The organism is Pseudomonas argentinensis (assembly GCF_001839655.2).
Taxonomy (GTDB): domain Bacteria; phylum Pseudomonadota; class Gammaproteobacteria; order Pseudomonadales; family Pseudomonadaceae; genus Aquipseudomonas; species Aquipseudomonas argentinensis_B.
In genome coordinates this window covers 1,252,931-1,269,078 of sequence record NZ_CP056087.1, presented here as the reverse complement: position 1 = coordinate 1,269,078, position 16,148 = coordinate 1,252,931, and the positions used below count along the sequence as shown (strand labels likewise).

Genomic DNA, 16,148 nt, shown 5'->3' with positions numbered 1-16,148 from the left:
TGATGAATCGCCAGAGAGCCCTGATTGTCGACGACGAACCCGATATCCGCGAACTGCTGGAGATCACCCTCGGGCGCATGAAACTCGACACCCGCAGCGCCCGCAACGTCAAGGAAGCACGCGAGTGGCTGGCCAAGGAGCCGTTCGACCTGTGCCTGACCGACATGCGCCTGCCCGACGGCAGCGGCCTGGACATCGTGCAGCATATCCAGCAGCGCCATCCGCAAACGCCGGTGGCGATGATCACCGCGTTCGGCAGCGTCGACACGGCGATCAACGCCCTCAAGGCCGGCGCCTTCGACTTCCTGACCAAGCCGGTCGACCTGGGCCGCCTGCGCGAACTGGTGAACACCGCCCTGCGCCTGCATGCCGCCGAGGAAGGCGAAGCACCGGGCAGCAGCCGCCTGCTGGGCGAGTCGCCACCGATGCGCGCGCTGCGCGGGCAGATCCAGAAGCTCGCGCGCAGCCAGGCGCCGGTGTACATCAGCGGGGAGTCGGGCAGCGGCAAGGAACTGGTCGCCCGGCTGATCCACGAACAGGGCCCGCGCCGCGAGCGTGCCTTCGTGCCGGTCAACTGCGGCGCGATTCCCTCCGAGCTGATGGAAAGCGAATTCTTCGGCCACAAGAAGGGCAGCTTCACCGGCGCCGTCGAAGACAAACAGGGCCTGTTCCAGGCCGCCAATGGCGGCAGCCTGTTCCTCGATGAAGTGGCCGACCTGCCGCTGACCATGCAGGTCAAGCTGCTGCGCGCCATTCAGGAAAAGGCCATCCGCGCCGTTGGCGGCCAGCAGGAAGTGGTGGTCGACACCCGCATCCTCTGCGCCACCCACAAGGACCTGGCCGCCGAAGTGGCGGCCGGCCGCTTCCGCCAGGATCTCTACTACCGCCTCAACGTCATCGAGCTGCGCGTACCGCCGCTGCGCGAGCGCCGCGAGGACATTCCCCTGCTGGCCGACGTGATGCTCAAGCGCCTCAACGAAGGCATCGGCCTGCCACCGGTCAAGCTCGACGGCCCGGCGCTGGAGAAGCTCAAGAGCTACCGCTTCCCCGGCAACGTGCGCGAATTGGAAAACATGCTGGAGCGCGCCTACACCCTGTGCGAAGGCGACGTGATCTGCGCCAACGACCTGCGCCTGGCGGACGCCGCGCCGGCTGGTGAGAACGGCGACGCCAGCCTGGCGCAGATCGACAATATCGAGGATTACCTGGAAGACGTCGAACGCAAGCTGATCATGCAGGCCCTGGAAGAAACCCGCTGGAACCGCACGGCAGCAGCGCAGCGCCTGGGCCTGAGCTTCCGCTCGATGCGCTATCGCCTCAAGAAACTGGGCATCGACTGAGACCGTAGCCTGCGGTTGAGCGAAGCGATACCCAGGTGCTTGCGATCTGGCAGTTCGCCCCTTACTGCAAGCGCCCCGCCGGTGAGTACGGTGCCGGGTCGATGATCGGCTCGCGTCCCAACATCAGATCCGCCAGCAACTGGCAGGATGCCGGCGCCAGCACCAGCCCATTGCGGTAATGCCCGCAATTCAGCCACAAGCCCGGATGCTTCGGCACCTCACCAATAAACGGAATGCCCTCGGGGGAGCCGGGGCGCAGTCCGGCCCAGTGGCCCACCACCTCGGCATCGCGCAACGCCGGTAGCAGCGTCTCGGCAGAAGCCCGCAGGCTGGCCAACGCCTCATCGGTTGGTGTCTTGTCGAAGCCGGCATGCTCCAGCGTACTGCCCACCAGGATGTGCCCGTCGCGCCGCGGAATCGCATAACGCCCGCCAGCCAGTACCATGCTCGGCAGGAAGTCTTCGGCGCACTTGAACAGGATCATCTGCCCCTTGACCGGCTCCACGGGCAGCGCCAGCCCGAGGCTCTGCAGAACCTCCCCGCTCCAGGCTCCAGCAGCGACAACCACCTGCTCGGCCAGCATCTCGCCCTCAGCGGTACGAACCCCGATTATGCGCTCGTCATCACGGACAAACTGCAACACCGGGCTGTGTTCAAGCAGCGTAACGTTCGGCAAATTCTGCAGGGCGGCTCGCAGCGCCTTGACCAGCCGCGGGTTACGCACATTGGCCACGCCGGGCATATAAATGGCGCGCTCGAATCCTTCACCCAGTACAGGGACCTGGGCATAGGCGGACTCGACAGGCACCTCATGCAGCGGCCGCCTCGCTCGTTGCGCCCAGGCCAGCGCTTCGGCCTGGTCGTCCAGATCCAGCCAGTACAGCCCTGTGACATGCACTTCGGGATCAATGCCAGTGGTCGCCAGCAGGCGCTCGCCAAAGCCCGGATAGTAATCCTGCGACCAGTGCGCCAGGGCCGTTACCGCCTGGCTATAGCGCCACGGGTAAAGCGGCGAAACAATTCCGCCCCCCGCCCAGGACGCCTCTCCCCCGACCGGCCCGCGATCCACCAGCGTGACCCGCTTGCCCGCGCCCGCCAGCAGATACGCCGATAACAACCCGATGATCCCACCGCCGATAACGATTACATCCGTACGCACAACCCACCCCATCGCCTGACGGCATGCCTTGACAGTGACACCTGAGGGTGTAAACAGAAAAAGCAGCCAGGAAGGCCGCTAATGATACGCGCATAGGGAGGTGCATCATGAATAGAGATCAACAGAAAGCTGTAGGGTTAGTGGATCTGCTGGTCACTCTGACAGTACTCAGCATTGTAGTGAGCCTAGCAATTCCGGAATTACGCAGCATCATTCAAAAAAATCAAGACGAAGCACTGCGTAATTTGCTTCTTTCGCATCTATCTCAAACCAGGATGCATGCCGTCACTAATAATCGCCCCTACATACTATGCGGTTCCTCGGACGGGATTATTTGCGATGGTGATTGGAGCAGCAATTGGCTGGTACTGAAGAGTGCAGACGATGCGCCGCTACACTGGCACCAGCTGAACACAAGAAAAAACCTCTGTTGGAGCAGGCAGGATAAATCTATTACCTATCATCCGAATGGCACCAGTCCGACCAGTAACGGGCGCTTCGCATTGTGTGATGGGGGGATAGCGAGCTGGCACCTAGTCCTAAATCGTCAGGGCCGTGTTCGCCAGGCCAGGCCTAGCGAAGGCAATGCCTGCTGCATAGCCGAGTCGTCCTGAGCGACCCGCCCTATCTCTATAAACCGGTCATCCACTTCGGATATCCGTCTGTCTACGGGATTAAGACAAGCCCTCAGCAGCAAAGCGAAAATGCAGGCTCAGGATTCGGGAATCTTTTCATGCCGAAATATCGCCATCAACTGGGCTTTACGCTCATTGAGCTCATGGTCGTGGTTGCCCTATTGGGTATTTTCGCTGCAATCGCACTGCCCAGTTTTTCATCCCTGATTAAGAACAACCGTGTTCAGGGGGACAGTGCCGAGCTGCAAAGCTTGCTGGCCTACGCGCGTAGCGAAGCGGTGACGCGCCGCACCATCGTAACGTTCAGCAATACGCAAGGCGTCTGGGCAGCAAGTATTACCAGCGGCAATACCACGACGACGCTGCGCTCGTTCACCGCCAACACCGTGAACGTTTCGGCGAACCCGACGAGCGTGGCGTTCAGACCCGACGGCACGGCATCGGCTGCGGCGAAGTTTACGCTCTGCAGCGGCACCGACTTTGCCAATGGTTATGAGGTAGCCGTCGCCATAACAGGCTCCAGCCGCCTCTCACAGCGTGGCAAGACCGCGGCGAATAACACAGTCGCATTAACGAGCTGCACATCATGAAGAACCGCAGGCGCCAGACCGGCTTTAGCATGATCGAAGTGTTGGTCACCTTCCTTCTCATCACCATCGGCATCCTTGGCATGATTGCCTTGCAGGGGCGTGCCATCGGCTATACGCAAGACTCCGTGCAGAGAAACACAGCCGCAATGCTGGCCGATGATCTGCTGGAGCTTATGCGAGCCAACCTCAATGAGACCCTTGGCGCCAACGGCCTGCCCAAGTCCACTTCAGGCTATTACAAGGCCAAGGGCGCGGACTTCGGTGCAGTAACGGATGCGAACTGCGCTACGACCTCGACAATCGCATCGCGGCAACTGGCCTGTTGGGCCAGAGAGGCAGCCAGGCGACTTCCAGGGGCTAGCGATATTCTCAACAGTGAGTTCTATGTTTGCCGCTCGGCTGCGGTTGGCACCTGCAGCTCGAATGGATCGGCGATAGAGATTCAGCTGGCTTGGAAAGTCAAAAGCGGCGAATGCCTCGATAGCAATGCTGCATCCGACTCCGATCTGACAATCTGCCGTTACCGGCTGCGCAGCGAGCTCTAGAGGCAGATGATGAACAAGAAACAGCAGGCAGGTTTGTCCTTGATCGAGCTGATGGTCGCCATGGCGATCAGTAGCTTTCTCATTCTCGGCGTGACCCAGATTTACATCGATAACAAGAAAAACTACCTGTTTCAACAAGGCCAGGCCGAGAACCAGGAAAACGGCCGGTTCACGATGCAGATACTTGAACAGCACTTGGCAAAAACAGGGTATCGCCGTGAGCCAACGGATAGCATGGATACGGCATTCCCTGCATTGACGGACACGCCTACCGGATGCGCATTCAACGTTGGAGAAGTCATAAAGCGGGTTGACGCAAAAACCATCTGTATTAGATTCCAGCCGAGAGACCCAGCAGAGGTTGACTGTTTAGGTAATGGTCGCCCTGCAAACGCGAGTGTTATCGTCACCCCCTACACAACCCCGGCGGTATCTTTCGTTGAGAAGCTCAGCATTAATAATGCTCGTCAATTAATTTGCAGTAGCAGTGCATCCGATACTGCACAAAGCGGCACTCTTATCGAAGGTATAGAAGATTTTCGCTTTGACTATGGTGTTAGCGCCGCAGGCAGCAGAACAATAAGTAGCTACAAGGCAGAGCCAGCTGCCAGCGAGTCCATTCGCACAGTGCGGTACTCGGCATTGATGAATACATCGCTGGAAAACATCAGCCAAGATGCAGCGTTCAAAACCTACAAAGAATGGTATGGCTCTGAGGCAAACACCCCCACTAATGGGCGTGCGTACCAGATCATCAGGAATACGGTAATGCTACGGAATCAGATGCCATGAGCCGCTATCACTTTAAAGCCAGACAACAGCGGGGCGCTGCGCTGTTCATTGCCTTGATTCTACTGCTGATCATCACGGCTTTAGCCATCTCGAGCATGCGTGAGTCGACATTGGAGGCACGCATAACTGCCAATACCATCGAAAGCAAACGCTTGTTCAACGCGGCCGAGGCGGGGCTGCGTGAAGGTGAGCGGCGCATCGCACTATCCGCCAGCCCACTGGACTCGTGCGGCAGTATCCCCTGTATCAAAGGTGTAGCGACTACTTACACCACTGACTTCAGCACTGCACATGCCTATAGCGGGGTGGATGGTGCGACAGCAATGTCCAGAAATGTGCACTGGTATATCAGAGATACCGGCGCAGGCGCTGCAGAGAGCCAGGCTATCGACCCAACCTATGGCGCAGCAAGCGGGAGCAGAAGCGGCGGCGGGGTCACGGCCAAATACTATGAAATAAACAGCCAAGCCTACAATTCCAGCGCTTCGAGTGCAGCCGCAAGCTGCACGATAGATGTCATTTGCCTGCGGTCGGTTGTCGTCCGCCTTTATACCGACTAACCCGGAGCACCCCATGAACAACACACTTATCGCCAGCCTTGCTCTGGGCGTCTCTTTGTTTTCAGCGAATATACTCGCTGCACCCGCGCAGAGCCCGATTTTCGTCAGCGCGTCCGTACCACCGCTTAACATGCTTGTCATGGGACGTGATCACAAACTCTACTATGAAGCCTATAACGATAGTTCGGATCTGGATGGTGATGGCGTTATCGACATCGGCTACAAGGGCTATCGAACCAAAACCGTCAACAACGTCACAACCTCAGTAATAGACTATTACGGCTACTTCAATTCCAAAGTCTGTTATACCTATCAGAACAGCAGATTCGAACCTGTATCAACAGGCACCGGTGCGACAGGTAAACAATGCTCCAACGCTTGGAGTGGAGACTTCCTCAACTACTTGGCCACGTCCCGTATGGACGCTCTTCGGAAGGTCCTCTACGGTGGCTATCGAAGCACTGATAGCGCATCCGAGACTGTACTTCAAGGCGCATTCATTCCTCAGGATGCCCATACCTGGGGAAAGGAATACACGAGTCAGGCTGTCGATGGCTATAACATAAGTGATTTCGCGCCTTTATCAGCCCCGAGCACAGGCTACCGGCATCTTATTGCCGCTGCCTCCTTATCTGATAACGCTATACCAAAGCTGCGAGTAATGACTAACACGCCGCTTCGAGCATGGAACTGGGTGTCTATCGAACGTCCGGTGGCTGGTGATGAATGCGTTAATGCCGGAGGCTCAAGAATTACCTGTCTCAATGCCGGACCTAAAAACGGCTGGGCACTTGTTCCTGCTGCTAACCTCTCAAACCTGCAGATTACAACGTGGGCAAAAGCAAACGGCACACACCCAAACAACAAAGCCGGCATGGATTCTTTGTTCACGAATGACGGGACAACCTCGCGCCGCTGCGGAATCAAGAGCATTGATCAAATTTACACCACTGGTTCCAATAATAATCCATTCGCAGGAGTGAGAACCACCGGCGGCCAAACATGCACCCACGATTTTTACATCACGCGAATTGAAGGAAAAATAATTATACCCAAAAATGGAAATTATAAATTTTCCATCGATGGCGACGATGCTGTTGATGTAACAATTGGGACCAGCACTTTTGGCTGGTACGGTGGTCATGGGAGCAACGGCTCGGGCACAGACACCCGCTCCCAAACAATTGCACTGAACGCAGGAGTCTACGATATCACCTTCCGCCATGAGGAAGGTGATGGCGGCGATAACTGGGGTTTATACTGGCAAGTTCCTGGAGAAACCGCCGATGCCTCGACACGTACAGACTACAACATTCAGGTGCTCACCTGCCCTAACGACACAAGATCAGGATCAACCACCACATCCAGGGCAGCACTACGGGAATCAAACTGCGCTATATATACCAATGGCAACTACAAGCCAACCGGTATTCTTCACGACTATGGCCAGACAGAAAGAATGCTGTTCGGTCTATTGACGGGCTCTTACAAGCAGCACTTTAACGGTGGCACTCTCAGAACGAACGTACAGAGTTTCGCACGTGAATTAACCACCAGCACCGGTCAGTTTTGCCTGAACGGAAACTGCGGGACAGCCAGCACCAACGTCAGCGGCATTGTCGACAATATCAACCGCCTGCGCACGTATGGCTTCAATTACAACAGTTATGAGTACAATACTGATCGCTGCACTTACAACATGAACCCAACCTCTAATCTCAGTGCTGACCCATGCTATATGTGGGGCACACCCACCGCCGAGATGATGTACGAAGCAATGCGCTATTTTGCTGGAGCAACTGCGCCCACCAGCGAATATGACTATTCGGGTACGACGCCTGACTCCAGCCTTGGTCTTGCCAAACCCGATTGGGTTCCGCCGTATGCCGCAGCCCCTACAGGTGCTGGCCGCCCGAGCTGTTCTGTTCCGGCAATGACAGTGCTCAGCGACATCAATCCTAACTATGACTGGAAATTGCCTGGCAGTAATTGGACTACCACGGTAACGGGTACTGGCAATCCCAGCTCTATCAGCAGTTTCAACGTCAGCACTGAAACGAATGCAATCGGCGCAACCGAAGGGCTACACGGAACATCGGTATTTATTGGCGAGTCCGGCACCACCGCGGATAGCGCGCCGACGCAGAAAACAATCGACACACTAGCCAGCATTCGTGGCTTGGCGCCTGAAGAGCCTGGCAAACAGGGCACCTATTACTCGGCAGGTGTCGCACGTTTTGGAGCCAATAACAATATTGGCGGCTCTAAGCCGTTGCTGACCTATGCCGTCGCGTTGGCCTCGCCATTTCCCAAAATCGAATTCCCGGTGGGGGAAAATAAAATCACGCTTGTACCGTTTGCGAAGTCGGTGCAAAACCCGGCAGCGAACCAATACCAGGCTACCAACCAACTGGTCGACTTCTATGTTCAGAAGATCGCAAACACCTCACCAACAAATTCCGATCCTACAGTGAACAATGGCAACCCTTATGCAGAGTTCCGCATCAATTGGGAGGATAGCGAACAAGGCGCTGACTTCGATATGGATGCGATTGCGCTCTATACTCTGGCGGTCGATAACGCGGGCAAGCTGAACGTAAATCTGAAATCCGAATATGCTGCGGGTGGCGCCAAGCAACATATGGGTTACACCATTTCAGGCACAAACGCTGACGGCCTTTACTTGGAAATATGTGACCTGCGCGACGGTATAAGCAATAGCGGCCAACGAAGTGACTGTGACGGCCAGACCTCCTATCGCCTTAACACTCCACCCGGCAGACCGGCAGGTTGGTGCATCGCCAACCAAAACAGCTCCGAGTGCACAGGTTTGCCACCTACAGCGGATCGTCAGTTCACCGCTACAGGTATCGGGGCTACGATTCTCAAGGATCCACTTTGGTACGCGGCCAAATATGGCACTACTGCCGCCAACTGGGATACCACAGGGGATGGTGTGCCTGATAACTATTTCCTGGTTACTAACGCGTTGACGCTGAAGGATCAACTGGCCAAGGCCTTCAATGATCTCTCGCAGCGAAATGCTTCGGTATCTCGCCCGGCAGCTGGGCGTGAGCCAGTGAGTGGCTCTACGTCCACGGCACAGGCAGTTTACAGAACGACCTTCGATATCGAGAACTGGTCTGGCGACCTGATAAAAGAAAATGTCTCAGCTACCGGCGTTAGGACGATTGCCTGGAAAGCCAGCGAGAAAATACCAGCCTCTCGTAATATCAATCTGGCAGGAGGCACTGCCGCCTCCAAGATGCAGACCTTCAATTGGAGCAATCTGGCGGATAAAACGTTTAACGGGGTCAATCTGCAGACAGAGCTCAACAAAAACGCCAGTGGCACCACCGATAACTATGGCGCAGCTCGAGTAAGTGTCATTCGGGGCGAAAGTTGCTCGAGCCTCACTGGCTGCGCAACCTTGCGCAGCAACGCACCCAAGCTCGGCGACATTGTCGGCTCAAGCCCGGTAGTCGTGGCCCAGCCACAGAAGCTCAGCTACGTGGCAGACTCCTATGATGGCAGCGCTGGCACATACGCTGCCTTCAAAGCCCAAACTCGCCGCGCTCAAGTTTATGTGGGTGCCAACGACGGCATGCTGCATGCTTTCGATGCGGCTACTGGCGTAGAGAAATTCGCGTTCGTACCTACTGCAATCATTGCAAAATTGCCAAGTTATACGGCCACTGACTATGCCAGCAAAACCAGTGATAACCATAAGTTCTATGTAGATGGTTCCATTGTCGTCGACGATGTTTACTTTGGTGGAGCATGGCGCACCGTGCTGGTCGCGACACTAGGTGCTGGCGGCCGGGAAATATTTGCTCTCGATGTAACCGACCCAGATGCAATCAAACTGCTGTGGGAATTCAATACCGACAGTATCGGCAGCAAGCTGAATGCGGACGGAACCGGACTGTGTACGGCGCAAAATATCGCTACCTGTCGCCCCAGTGACATGGGCTACGGCATAGGTACTCCAACCATCGCTCGCCTACACAACGGTACCTGGGCAGCGGTCTTCGGCAACGGATACGACAGCCCGAACTCAACCAGTGGAAAAGCGGTGTTGTTCTCACTGAACATCCAGACGGGCGCACTGATCAGAAGGCTTGATGCACAAGGCACTGCCAATACAGCCAACGGGCTTTCAACGCCTTTGCTCGTCGACAACAACAGTGACGGTAACGCTGACTATGCGTACGCCGGAGACCTACTCGGCAACCTGTGGCGATTCGATCTGTACGACTCGACTAATAGCAATCTGAACAAGAGTACAACAGCCAGTGCCGCCAACATGCGAGTATCCTTCGGGGAACCCCGCTGTATACCGCGAAAAGCGCAGACGGCGTAGTGCAGCCCATAACGACAGTTCCTTCTGTAGTGCGACACCCGTCCAAACAGGGCTACATCATCATTTTCGGCACAGGCAAGTATTACGAGAGTACTGACAAGACAAGCACGGCGTTGCAGACCCTATATGGTGTGTGGGATCGTCAGACAATTGGACAAAGCGCAACCAGCACGCCTGCTCTCGCTCGCTCGAATCTGCAGGCCCAGAGTATTTCGTCAACCACGGCGACCTTTACCAATGCCGGAGTTACTACATCGCAGACAGTACGCATGATCAGTGAAACCGCAATCAACTGGAATACGGGTGCATCGGGAAGCACCGGAAAGTACGGGTGGTTTCTGGATCTCAAGGTTGGCGACACGCTGAGAGGGGAAAGGATCGTCGACAAGATGATCGTTTTCGGTGAAGCACTTATTGTCGCGACCCGTACACCGAACAGTGACCCCTGCGCATCAGGCGTAGACGGCTTTTACTACGGACTGAACCCCGCCACTGGCAGCCGTACGAAATTCAACGTATTCGACCTTAATGGTGACGGGAAAGTGGACGCTTCGGATAGTAATAATGGCTCTGTGGTTTCCGGTACATCGGGCGGCGCAGGTGGCTTCATTATTGTGAATAACCCAGGTGGGAACGAAGGTACAGGCGCCTGTTTGATAGGTCCGGATGGCAAATGCCTCGGCGTCAGCCCAGGGCCTGGCTCGATTGGCAGACAGTCCTGGCGTGTAATCCCGGAAACCACTACCAGCCCTTGATTAACCAAGGGGCCGGCGCTACCGGCCCTATAGGAAGGACATGAGATGCGACATCAGGAAACTGGCTTCACGCTGATCGAGCTGATGATCACGGTAGCAATCATCGGCATACTCGCGGCCATCGCTTACCCGAGTTATCAGGAATATGTGCTGCGAGGCAACCGCACCGAGGGCATGGCAATGCTCAATGATGCGGCTGCTCGCCAGGAGCGCTTCTTTGCTCAGAACAACTCATATGCCGATACAGCAGCAAAGTTGGGTATGAAAGATGATTCACCCAGCGGGTTTTACACGCTGACTATCGGGGATGTGACTGCCTCGACCTATACTCTAACTGCTACCGCGAAAGGAGCGCAGAGGCGTGATAGCAAATGTGCAAACCTCGGTCTGAACCAGGCGGGAGTCAAATCGAAGACAGGAACGGCATCGGTTGCTGATTGCTGGAAGTGACTCAGTAGACAGGTGCTGGCTGCCATAACAGGTAGTCAGGCGCCTCTCAACTTTATTGATGAAGGCGAAAGCATCAAGCCTTAACAAGTGCATCTCCCCTCGCTACTGCTACTATCACCCCCTGTCATTCGATGCGACCAAATCGCCAGCATTGCGGTCGTACGCCGATAACGAAACAACAACGGATCGATGATGCAGGACAATCCGATTTGGACGCTCCCCCCGCGCAAGCAGCGCAGCCGCCTGGCTGAAGACCTGGTTGCGAAGATTTCCCAGCACATGCGCGACGGCACGCTCAAGCGTGGCGAGAAGCTGCCGGCCGAGCTGGATATCATGCGCGCCGAAGGGGTCAGCCGTACCGTGGTGCGCGATGCGCTGTCGCGCTTGCAGGTGGCGGGCCTGGTGGAAACGCGTCGTGGTGTCGGCACCTTCGTGTGCGACATGCCGGCAGCGCCCGAGCTCAAGCTTGGCCCGGCGACCATCAGTACCGCCGAGGACGTGCTGGAGCTGCTGGAGTTGCGCATGAGCCTGGAGGTGGCGGCGGTTGGCCTGGCGGCGCAGCGGCGCACGCCCGAGTCGCTGCAGGAGATTCGCGTGGCGCTGGATGCCATCCAGCAAGGCGCCGTGCAGCTGCCGGCGGGCCTGCCGATCAGTGCGGACTTCCAGTTCCATATCAAGATCGCCAAGGCGGCCGAGAACCCGCACCTGCTCGATATCATGAAGCACCTGGGCGCCAAGCAGATCCCGCGCAACAAGTTCAACTCGGCCTACAAGGCCCATGAGGACGGCGAGGCCTACAAGGAAAACCTCAGCCTCGAGCACGAGATGATCTACGAGTCCATTGCCCGCGGCGACGTCGACTGCGCCCGGGCGGCCATGCAGTTGCACCTGATCAACAGCCGCGAGCGCCTGCTCAAGGCCCAGCGCCGCGCCTGAGCAGGCGCGGGGCGAGTCGCCCTCGCGGCAGAATGAATCGCGCCGCAAACGCCGGTAACGCTGAATGGCCGCCATTGCTTCGCGCCGGGGCGGCGCGCCTACGGGTGGGGCGCATGCAATCAGACAGGAGCCCCGACCCGGCGCCGATCATGCCCCCATGACCACCTGGCATATCCCAAAAATACCAACGCCGGGGCTATGGCCAAGCCCCGGCGTTGGTTTGCGGTGGTCAGTTTCTTCTTGGAGCCTGTCCACGATCTTTTTAGACGACATGAAAGAAGCTGCTACAAGGCAAAAGCAGCCGTTCCCTATGTAGGGTGGACAACGCTCTTTTTGTCCACCATGGGATCGCAGGGCGGTGGACGGGAGAAGCGTCGTCCACCCTACGCCTGATTCATTGTGGGAGCGCCTCGCGGCTGCTCCCGCCACTCAGCTGCCAAAATCGACGAACCTGAGCTTAAGACCTTGAACAGGTTTACATGAAGTTGTACTGCACCCCGACACGCCAGCGCATCTGACGGTCATCCTCGGTGGGGCTGACGCGGATATCGCCGATCTCGAAGAACGGTGCCCAGGACTTGTCCCACTTGTACTTCACCACCAGGTTCTGTTCGTAGTCGCTCTTCTTGTTGTCGTAGCGGATATAGTCGGTCTTGAAGTGGATGTACTGGTATTCGTACGACAGCCTGCCGGCCGGGGTGTAGCCCAACCAGCCCTCGTATCGCTGGGTGTTGCGGTTGTCGGAGCCGCGGTCCGGCACGTCTTCGTCGATGCGGTCGCGGTTCAGCTTCAGGGCGTCGAAGCGATAGCGGGCGGCGACGTAGAACTGGTCGTTGAGCCTGTGGGTGTAGCGCACGCCGAATTTGTAGGTGGTGCCGTTCTCGGTGCTTTCCAGCTGGATGGCCGGCTGCCAGGTCGATACCGCGTTGGGCTTGTACTGGTAGCTGGTGGTCAGCTCGTGGCCGCTCGACACCATGTTGTCGAAGGCGACGTCCTTGCGATCACCGGCGGTGCGGTACTTGAGCTCCCCTTCGAACCCCCAACCGTTGTCCATGCGGTATGACAGCTTGACCCGGTCGGCATGCATGCGGTCGTCGTCCAGGTACTGGTGGCGGTAGTTGATCGAGGCGCTGTCGGCCCATGCACTGCCGGCGGCGGCAGTGGACAGCAGGCAGGCGAGCAGACGCAGCGTGAGTGTGTTCTTGTTCATCGTGGTGACCTTCTTATTGTTTTCTATGGGTTGAGTTTGTGTTGCCCGGTTTTCTGGCAAAGCGCCGCCCTGCAGCGCCATGCCCGCATGTTCGGATTCCAGGTAAAACCACCGCGCAGGCGAGCCCGTGCCGCGAGCCCGAGGGCCCGTTTCAGAGGTCTTGCAGCAAACGCGCTAAGACGCGGTGGGGCGCGTCAGGCCTTCGCCTGAGCGCTCGGGTATTGCCCCATCAGGGCGGTGCGACGGCGCCGATGTCGCGGCTGGCATCGACCAGCAACTGGGTGTAGGCGTGCTCGGCACGGTTCTGCCCCAGCAGCGCGGTGTCGAGGGTTTCGACGATGCGCCCGTGCTGCATCACCGCCACGCGATCGCAGAGGTGGGCGACCACGCCCAGGTCATGGGTAACCATCAGGTAGGTCAGGCCTTCCTGCTCGCGCAGATCGGAGAGCAGGTTGAGGATCTCCGCCTGCACGGACACGTCCAGCGCCGAAGTCGGCTCGTCGAGCAGCAGCACACGCGGCTCGAGAATCAAGGCACGGGCGATGGCCACGCGCTGGCGCTGGCCACCGGACAACTGATGGGGATAGCGATAGCGGAAGCTGTCGTTGAGGCCGACCTTGTTGAGAATCGTGGTGACCCGATCCGCGCGGTTGCCGATGCCATGCACGGCCAGCGGTTCGCTGAGCGCCGAGTCGATGGTGTGCCGCGGGTGCAGCGAGCCGTAGGGGTCCTGGAAGACCATCTGCACCTGACGGAAATGCGCCAGGTCCAGCTTGTGGCGCAAACCGCGCCCGGCGATGCGCAGTTGCCCTTCCCAGTGCCGGTACTGCCCGGCCAGGCAGCGCAGCACCGTGGTCTTGCCCGAGCCGGACTCGCCGACCAGGCCGAACGACTCGCCCTCCTCGACGCGCAGGGCGACGTCGTAGAGCACCTGACTGCGCGCGGCGCTGTCACCGAAACTGAGGTTGAGTGAATCCACTTCGATCATGGCCATGGGATGCTCCTCAGTGGGTCAGCCAGAGGGGATCGCGCTGCAGATTGGGCAGGCGCGGACGGGGGCGGTCGATGCTTGGCAATGCAGCCAGCAGGCCCTGGGTGTAGGGATGCCTGGCGTTGTCCAGGTCAGCGGCGTCCAGCGCCTCGACCACACGGCCGGCGTACATCACCAGCACGCGGTCGCAGAAGCTGCGCACCATGTTGAGGTCGTGGCTGATCAGGATCAGCCCCAGGTCGCGCTGGCTGACCAGCTCGTCGAGCACGCTGAGCACCTGGCGGCGCACCGAGACGTCGAGCGCCGAAGTCGGCTCGTCGGCTACGATGATGTCGGGGTCGGTGATCACCATCATGGCGATCATGATGCGCTGCGCCATGCCGCCCGAGACTTCGTGCGGATACAGGCCGTACACCCGTTGCGGATCACGGATATGCACCTTGTCGAGCATGTCCAGCACCCGCTCGCGGGCCTCGGCCTTGCTGGCGCGGTGGTGCGCCAGGTAGGCCTCGGCGATCTGCTCGCCGACCCGCACCACCGGGTTCAGCGAGTACTTGGGGTCCTGCATGATCATCGAGATGCGCTTGCCGCGAACCGCCTGCACCTGTTTCTCGCTGGCGGTCAGCAGGTCGACGTCGCCCAGGGTCATGGCCTTGGCGGTGATTCGCGCGCTGGCCGGGTGCAGGCGCAGCAGGCTGCGGCCCACGGTGGACTTGCCCGAGCCGGACTCGCCGACGATGGCCAGCTTTTCGCGGCCCAGGCTGAAGGAGACGTTGCGCACCGCGTCGACCTCCTTGCGGCCACTGGTGAAGCGCACGCAGAGATCCTGCACGTCGAGTTTGATCGCAGACATGCTGCCTCCTTAATTGCTGCGCGGGTCGAGGACGTCGCGCAGACCGTCACCCAACAGATTGAACGCCAGACTGACCAGCATGATGGTCGCCCCCGGAACGGCTACCAGCCACCAGCACTCGAGCATGTAGCGGCGCCCGGTGGAGATCATCGCGCCCCACTCCGGCAGCGGCGCCTGGGCACCGAGGCCGAGAAAGCCCAGGGCGGCGGCGGTGAGGATGATGCTGGCCATGTTCATGGTCAGGCGGATGATCACCGACGACAGGCACATGGGCATGATGTGGCGCAGGATGATGCGCGGCGACGAGGCGCCCTGCAGCTGCACGGCGACCACGAAGTCGGCGTTGCGCAGCGACAGGGTTTCCGCCCGGGCCAGGCGTGCGATGGGCGGCCAGGAGGTCAGCGCGATGGCGATCACCGCATGCTCCAGGCCCGGGCCGAGAGCGGCGATGAAGGCCAGCGCCAGGACCAGGCTGGGAAACGAGATGAAGATGTCGGTGATACGCATGAACAGCGCGTCGACGAAGCCGCCGAAGTAACCGGAGACGGTGCCGACCAGCAGGCCGATCGGGCCGACGATGATGGTCACCAGGGCAATGATGTACAGGGTGATACGCGAGCCGTACACCAGTCGGCTGAACACGTCGCGGCCGAACTCGTCGGTGCCGAACCAGTGCGCCGCGCTCGGCGCCTGCAGGGCGTTGCCGAGGTTCTGCACGATCGGGTCGTGGGTGGCGATCCACGGTGCGAAGGCCGCCACCAGAATCAGCAGCATGACCACCGTGGAGCCCATCAGCGTCATGGGGTTGCGCAGCAGGTGCTGCATCACCCGTACGCTGCTCAGGCAGAACGCCTGGAACGCGGAAACCGGCACCTGGCCGTTCGCCCGCTTGATGGATGAAGATGAAGAGATGTTGGCAATCATCGTATGCCTCCGTGACTCGGTTCGCTCGGTAGCGGGCGCCGGGCG

The 16,148-nt window shown here is 58.7% G+C and carries 14 protein-coding genes and 1 pseudogene; 10 read left to right on the top strand and 5 right to left on the bottom strand.

Going from position 1 to position 16,148, the window contains the following annotated elements:
- The first annotated feature begins 2 nt into the window (after window positions 1–2).
- Window positions 3–1,340, top strand: a complete 1,338-nt coding sequence (locus SA190iCDA_RS05725) for a sigma-54-dependent transcriptional regulator (RefSeq protein WP_070884486.1) — start codon at window positions 3–5, stop codon at window positions 1,338–1,340.
- A gap of 61 nt (window positions 1,341–1,401) precedes the next feature.
- Here SA190iCDA_RS05725 and thiO read toward each other — a convergent pair whose 3' ends face one another.
- Window positions 1,402–2,511 carry a glycine oxidase ThiO gene (gene thiO / locus SA190iCDA_RS05720; protein ID WP_070884487.1) on the bottom strand — a complete coding sequence of 370 codons (1,110 nt, stop codon included), beginning with the start codon at window positions 2,509–2,511 and terminating at the stop codon, window positions 1,402–1,404.
- Window positions 2,512–2,606: 95 nt separating this feature from the next.
- On the opposite strand from thiO, the gene SA190iCDA_RS05715 reads away from it, so the two are divergent.
- The 9 genes and pseudogenes from SA190iCDA_RS05715 (at window position 2,607) to SA190iCDA_RS05670 (ending at window position 12,125) form a co-directional block, all read left to right on the top strand.
- Window positions 2,607–3,113: a GspH/FimT family pseudopilin gene (locus tag SA190iCDA_RS05715; protein ID WP_083329723.1), complete on the top strand. Its 507-nt coding sequence runs from the start codon at window positions 2,607–2,609 to the stop codon at window positions 3,111–3,113.
- Window positions 3,114–3,232: 119 nt separating this feature from the next.
- Window positions 3,233–3,724, top strand: coding sequence for a GspH/FimT family pseudopilin (locus SA190iCDA_RS23225; RefSeq protein ID WP_070884488.1), 492 nt, complete (start codon window positions 3,233–3,235; stop codon window positions 3,722–3,724).
- Entirely contained in the window at window positions 3,721–4,269 is a 549-nt protein-coding gene (gene pilV, locus SA190iCDA_RS05700) for a type IV pilus modification protein PilV (protein ID WP_070884489.1), read from the top strand. Before SA190iCDA_RS23225 ends, pilV begins: the two co-directional genes overlap by 4 nt.
- A gap of 9 nt (window positions 4,270–4,278) precedes the next feature.
- The gene (locus SA190iCDA_RS05695; protein WP_236101031.1) at window positions 4,279–5,061 is read left to right on the top strand and encodes a PilW family protein; all 783 of its coding nucleotides are present in this window, start codon (window positions 4,279–4,281) and stop codon (window positions 5,059–5,061) included.
- On the top strand, window positions 5,058–5,621 hold the full coding sequence (locus tag SA190iCDA_RS05690) for a pilus assembly PilX family protein (RefSeq protein WP_070884491.1): 564 nt from the start codon (window positions 5,058–5,060) through the stop codon (window positions 5,619–5,621). Before SA190iCDA_RS05695 ends, SA190iCDA_RS05690 begins: the two co-directional genes overlap by 4 nt.
- A pseudogene (locus SA190iCDA_RS05685) lies at window positions 5,575–10,151 on the top strand (PilC/PilY family type IV pilus protein); the annotation flags it as partial. The gene SA190iCDA_RS05690 and the pseudogene SA190iCDA_RS05685, both read left to right, overlap by 47 nt.
- 102 nt (window positions 10,152–10,253) lie before the next feature.
- Window positions 10,254–10,739, top strand: coding sequence for a hypothetical protein (locus SA190iCDA_RS05680; RefSeq protein WP_236101026.1), 486 nt, complete (start codon window positions 10,254–10,256; stop codon window positions 10,737–10,739).
- Between the two features lie 45 nt (window positions 10,740–10,784).
- A complete protein-coding gene (locus SA190iCDA_RS05675; protein ID WP_070884493.1) occupies window positions 10,785–11,189 on the top strand; it encodes a type IV pilin protein in 405 nt (134 codons plus the stop codon).
- 192 nt (window positions 11,190–11,381) lie between these two features.
- On the top strand, window positions 11,382–12,125 hold the full coding sequence (locus SA190iCDA_RS05670; protein WP_070884494.1) for a FadR/GntR family transcriptional regulator: 744 nt from the start codon (window positions 11,382–11,384) through the stop codon (window positions 12,123–12,125).
- Between the two features lie 475 nt (window positions 12,126–12,600).
- Here the strand turns inward: SA190iCDA_RS05670 and SA190iCDA_RS05665 are convergent, their stop codons facing one another.
- The 4 genes from SA190iCDA_RS05665 to SA190iCDA_RS05650 form a co-directional block, all read right to left on the bottom strand.
- Window positions 12,601–13,335 (bottom strand): oligogalacturonate-specific porin KdgM family protein, encoded by a 735-nt coding sequence (locus SA190iCDA_RS05665; protein WP_070884495.1) that lies wholly within the window; start codon window positions 13,333–13,335, stop codon window positions 12,601–12,603.
- Window positions 13,336–13,564: 229 nt separating this feature from the next.
- Complete coding sequence (locus tag SA190iCDA_RS05660) at window positions 13,565–14,329, bottom strand: ABC transporter ATP-binding protein (protein ID WP_070884496.1); 765 nt, start codon at window positions 14,327–14,329, stop codon at window positions 13,565–13,567.
- Window positions 14,330–14,339: 10 nt separating this feature from the next.
- Window positions 14,340–15,179, bottom strand: coding sequence for an ABC transporter ATP-binding protein (locus tag SA190iCDA_RS05655; protein ID WP_070884497.1), 840 nt, complete (start codon window positions 15,177–15,179; stop codon window positions 14,340–14,342).
- 9 nt (window positions 15,180–15,188) lie between these two features.
- Entirely contained in the window at window positions 15,189–16,103 is a 915-nt protein-coding gene (locus SA190iCDA_RS05650) for an ABC transporter permease (RefSeq protein WP_070884498.1), read from the bottom strand.
- Window positions 16,104–16,148: the final 45 nt, after the last annotated feature.